The 3,787-nt window shown below is 57.9% G+C and carries 6 protein-coding genes; 1 reads left to right on the top strand and 5 read right to left on the bottom strand.

What is annotated here, in order from left to right; genetic code table 11:
• Positions 1 to 341: 341 nt before the first annotated feature.
• The 5 genes from VIH17_11745 to VIH17_11725 form a co-directional block, all read right to left on the bottom strand.
• Positions 342 to 893 (bottom strand): TMEM165/GDT1 family protein, encoded by a 552-nt coding sequence (locus VIH17_11745; protein HEY4683903.1) that lies wholly within the window; start codon positions 891 to 893, stop codon positions 342 to 344.
• Positions 894 to 1,014: 121 nt separating this feature from the next.
• Entirely contained in the window at positions 1,015 to 1,446 is a 432-nt protein-coding gene (locus VIH17_11740; GenBank protein ID HEY4683902.1) for an RDD family protein, read from the bottom strand.
• A gap of 26 nt (positions 1,447 to 1,472) precedes the next feature.
• Positions 1,473 to 1,757, bottom strand: a complete 285-nt coding sequence (locus VIH17_11735; GenBank protein ID HEY4683901.1) for a hypothetical protein — start codon at positions 1,755 to 1,757, stop codon at positions 1,473 to 1,475.
• Positions 1,729 to 2,019: a BrnT family toxin gene (locus VIH17_11730; protein HEY4683900.1), complete on the bottom strand. Its 291-nt coding sequence runs from the start codon at positions 2,017 to 2,019 to the stop codon at positions 1,729 to 1,731. The genes VIH17_11735 and VIH17_11730 overlap by 29 nt, the downstream gene beginning before the upstream one ends.
• Before the next feature lie 465 nt (positions 2,020 to 2,484).
• On the bottom strand, positions 2,485 to 2,697 hold the full coding sequence (locus tag VIH17_11725; GenBank protein HEY4683899.1) for a DUF433 domain-containing protein: 213 nt from the start codon (positions 2,695 to 2,697) through the stop codon (positions 2,485 to 2,487).
• A gap of 193 nt (positions 2,698 to 2,890) precedes the next feature.
• Between VIH17_11725 and VIH17_11720 the strand changes: the two genes are divergently transcribed.
• Positions 2,891 to 3,787, top strand: an 897-nt coding sequence (locus VIH17_11720) for an IS110 family transposase (protein HEY4683898.1), incomplete at its 3' end; no start/stop codon positions are given.

Raw genomic sequence — 3,787 nt, 5'->3', positions numbered from 1 at the left:
CTCAGCGGCACGCCGAGGGGCGAGCCGTCGATCCGGTCGCGTGATCTGACCTTGAATCCTAGTACCCCTGTGTAGAACTCCACGGTTCGCTCCGGCTGGTCCGTGACGATCTCCACGTGGTCGATTCTCTTGAACATGAGTGAGCCCTCCTGGGTGTCCTATCTTGCCTGCCGAAGTCGGAGTGTCTTACTCATCGCGTTCAGGCCTCCACCGTCTTGCTGCCGTCAACCCTCCCGCTAAGGCGCGGTGGGCGAGCGCGGATGCCAGGCCGGGACGAGCCCGTCGCCCGCCGCCGCCTTCAGCGGGTGGTTGGGCGGGTGGCCGGCTCGAACCACACCGTCCTATGCGAATAGCGCCAAGATGCCGAGAAGGACAAATAGCCCCGCAGCTACCCAGTGCAGCACCTTCATGTTGACTCGGTGGGCCAGAGCCTCACCCATCCAGACGGCTGGGACGTTCGCGATCATCATGCCCAGTGTCGTGCCCAGAACCACCGCGACCAGCGAATCGTAGCGCGCCGCCAGTGCCACCGTGGCAAGCTGCGTCTTGTCCCCCATTTCCACCAAGAAGAAAGCGATAAGTGCGGTCAAGAAGACGCCGGTACCTCGGAGCCTATGATTCTCTTCCAGCTTGTCAGGCTTGAGCGCCCATGCTCCGAAGATGAAGAATGAAAGGGCGACAATCCACTTCAGTGTCTGGGGAGACACTAGGCTCGCAAGCAGGGCTCCCACGTAGCCGGCCAGAAAATGATTGGCGAGCGTAGCGATAAGTATGCCGAGAACGATGGGCACCTTGCGTCTGAGCTTTACCGCGAGGACAAACGACAGAAGCTGAGTTTTGTCGCCCATCTCGGCCAGTGTGACCACAACAGTGGAGAAAAGTAGGGCTTCCACGCCTTGGCTCTGTGAACGCCGAGAGAAGTTCTAATCGAAGCTCACTATGTTACTGCCACTCCGCCCAACACCCAGTTGAGCCGCGGCGCGCCGACTTGCCGGCGCCGTCCGCTCCAACTGGTCACAGCACGACTCTCCGAACGACGAAGGTGCGGAATATCTTGTCGTGCCACGCCTGTTTCTGCGGATCCCAGATTACCCACAAGAACCCCAGAAGGACCAACGGCCACGAGATGCAGATGGCGAACAGGTTGCGTCCTAGAGCCCTCCAAAACCCAATGGGTTCGCCGTCCGCGTTGACCACCTTCAGACCGGCGAGCTTTCCACCCCACGACTGCCCTGTCCTGCCCACCAGGTATGTCATGTTCCACAAGAACCAGGCGACGAGAACAACCTGCATCACGGTGCTATCCAAGAAACCAGTTGTTCTACTCAGCAGGGCGCGGTCGACGAGCAGGTAGGCAGGCAACGCAACGATAGCGCCGAGGCACGCATCGATAAAGTCGGCGCCTAGTCGATCTTCGGGTTCGGCGGGGTGCCATTCCTCGCGCATCTCAGTTGTCCGCAGAACGTGTCCCGCTAACCGGCGCGCGAGGATTTTCCGCGCGCCCGGGTTGAGCGGGTGGTTAGAGGTCGCGAATGATGACGCGCATAGCTGTCCAGTAACCGGCGGATCATTCGCTGGTACTGTGTGCCGTGCTTTGCAGCCTCCCGTTTGAAGAATTCGATGCTGCTCTTCGAGAGCGCAATCGTCACTTTTACGCCTTCCTCGCGGAAAGCGAGCTCTTCGGGAGACGGAAGAAAGTCAGGAACGACTTTCAGTTCGCCCAGCGGTTCATCGGTGTATCTGATTTTCTCTCTCATAGATTTGCTTGCCTCTTCGCCAATAACCGGCGCCAAAGATTCGAATGACACCCTCACGGTAGGTGAAGCGAACGGTGAGGACGCCGTCCCCAACCTCGCCGAAGCAGTAATACCGCTTCTCGCTCGAGCTGTGCGACAGATCCTCAGCGATCACGCGCCGGGGATCGGCAAAAGCGAATTGCGCTACGGCGAAGGAAACCCCGTGTTTCGACTGGTTTTCCCGGTCCTTGCCCGGGTCCCAATCGAAGCGGGCTTCGGCCATGCAGCCATGGTATCAAGAAACCAGCCAAATAGCCATATAAAAGTATGGCTACTGGAGGGCTTGGGACCGCGACCTCTAACGGCCGGCGCTCACCCGCGCCCAAACAGCAAGCGCAGCGCCGCTGTTTGGGCGTCCGGTTCAGCGCGGGGTTAGACCCCCACGTACGTAACAGCACCTCGCTTGGCACTGGGAATGCATGCAAGCAGCTCAAGGACGAGAGGCTGAAGATCAGCGAGGCGATTCGAGGGAGCGCGTAGAACGATGACTGCGATCGTGAAGACAGGAAGATTCTGTTGAAGGAGAGATTCCGATCAACAGTGACGAATACGTCAAACTCCTTTGCGGCGAGCGCAAGTAGCTCCCCGTTCTTGATGGTCGACCAGCCCATCTGGCGCGCCGTCTTGACCTCGTGACCGACGATGTCACGGCACAGTCGCCAGTCAACGCACTCGTCGACAAGTACCTTCACGAGGCAGCGGCGACCAAACGGTCTTTCGCTTGCTCGAGGAACTTGATGACCTGTTCTCGACTGATCGAAGGAAAACCGGCAAGGAAGTCGTCAATGGACTCTCCAGCTTCGAGGTAGTCAAGGAGCGTCTGAACCGGCACCCGAGTGCCGACAAATACCGGGGTGCCCCCCATTACATCGGGGCTGCAGGAGATCACTGGTTTTTCCATGTGGTCAGATTACTCCCAACTCTGCGGCCCGTGCAACCCGGGGGTCTAACAGTGCGATCAGCTGCGCGGCTCTATTCTAGCCGGGCCTCGTCAGGCGCATCCGGTTGATTCTCATACAGGCCCCCTCCCGCCTGCGCCGGTATTGGGGGTACGCTAGGGAAACATCCAAGGATCCCTAAAAGGAGAGAGCCTGATGAGATTCTACAACACAAACCACAAGCAGTACTGCGGCATCGACCTCCACGCAAGATCCATGTACCTCTGCGTGCTCAGCCACGACGGCAAGACCCTCCTACACAAAAACTTGCCCACCGACCCCGACGTTTTCCTGAACGCCATCGCCCCTTTTCGTGAGGACCTCGTCGTCGCCGTGGAGTGTATCTTCACCTGGTATTGGCTGGCCGACCTCTGCGCTCAAGAGGGTATCGCTTTCGTCCTCGGCCATGCCCTCTACATGAAAGCCATTCATGGAGGAAAAGCCAAGAACGACCGCATCGATGCTCTTAAGATCGCCACCCTTCTTCGAGGTGGCATGCTTCCCCAGGCTTACGTCTACCCAGCAGAGATGCGCTCCACCCGTGACTTGCTCCGTCGTCGACTCTTTTGGGTGCGACAACGAGGTCAACTCCTTGCTCACATCCAAAACACACACCACCAATACAATCTCCCAACTCCCAAGGCTCGGCTCGCCTACAGAAAAAATCGTGAAGGCGTTGCCGAGCATTTCGCCGATTCTGCCGCTTCTAAAAGCGTATCCTCAGACATCGAGCTCGCTGAGCACTACGACTCGCTCATCACAAAGCTCGAGCTATATCTCTGCCGTCAAACAAAGCTCCATGACCAGGACAATTTCTATCGACTACGTTCCATACCCGGAATTGGCAAGGTACTCGCCATGACCATTCTTTACGAAATCCACGATATCGACCGATTCGAGCGCGTTCAAAACTTCGCCTCCTACTCTCGCTTGGTCAAGTGTGAGAAAAGCTCCTCCGGAAAAAGGTTGGGAACCGGTGGCAACAAGATCGGTAACGTCCATTTGAAGTGGGCCTTTTCGGAAGCCGCCGTGCTTTTTCTACGCGCAAACCCT

The organism is Candidatus Acidiferrales bacterium, from assembly GCA_036514995.1.
GTDB lineage: Bacteria > Acidobacteriota > Terriglobia > Acidiferrales > DATBWB01 > DATBWB01.
Note: the sequence above shows the minus strand (reverse complement) of the source record. Positions and strands in the feature narration are given on the sequence as shown.

Coding starts and splice junctions, on each gene's coding strand:
- VIH17_11740 (HEY4683902.1), bottom strand. CDS start 1,446: ATGCGCGAGGAATGGCACCCCGCCGAACCCGAAGATCGACTAGGCGCC.
- VIH17_11735 (HEY4683901.1), bottom strand. CDS start 1,757: ATGAGAGAGAAAATCAGATACACCGATGAACCGCTGGGCGAACTGAAA.
- VIH17_11730 (HEY4683900.1), bottom strand. CDS start 2,019: ATGGCCGAAGCCCGCTTCGATTGGGACCCGGGCAAGGACCGGGAAAAC.
- VIH17_11725 (HEY4683899.1), bottom strand. CDS start 2,697: ATGGAAAAACCAGTGATCTCCTGCAGCCCCGATGTAATGGGGGGCACC.